General features: G+C 59.6%; 1 pseudogene. It reads left to right on the forward strand.

Going from position 1 to position 339, the window contains the following annotated elements:
* A pseudogene (locus tag ASG68_RS32950) lies at positions 1–339 on the forward strand (IS3 family transposase); the annotation flags it as partial.

A 339-nucleotide genomic window follows, 5' to 3' on the forward strand; every position in this document is an offset into this window, starting at 1 on the left:
GCAAGACGATGGAGGTCGAAATCCTCCGCGAAGCCCTTTCCAAAGCAGACTCAAAAAAACGGATATCGCGGCCGATCTTGTTGCCGAAGGACGGTTCGCGATGAAGACCGTCGCAGAAACATTGAGCGTCTCCCGTTCCAACCTGGTCGAGCGGCTGAAAGGCAGATCGAAGCCGCGCGGCTCCTATCACAAGGCCGAGGATGCAGAGCTTCTGCCCGCCATCCGMAGGCTGGTGGATCARAGGCCAACCTATGGCTATCGGCGGATCGCCGCGCTCCTCAATCGCGAAAGGCGAGCCGCCGACAAGCCTGTCGTCAACGCCAAGCGGGTTCATCGCAT

The sequence above is a fragment of the Rhizobium sp. Leaf453 genome (assembly GCF_001425605.1).
In the GTDB taxonomy this organism is placed as follows: domain Bacteria; phylum Pseudomonadota; class Alphaproteobacteria; order Rhizobiales; family Rhizobiaceae; genus Pararhizobium.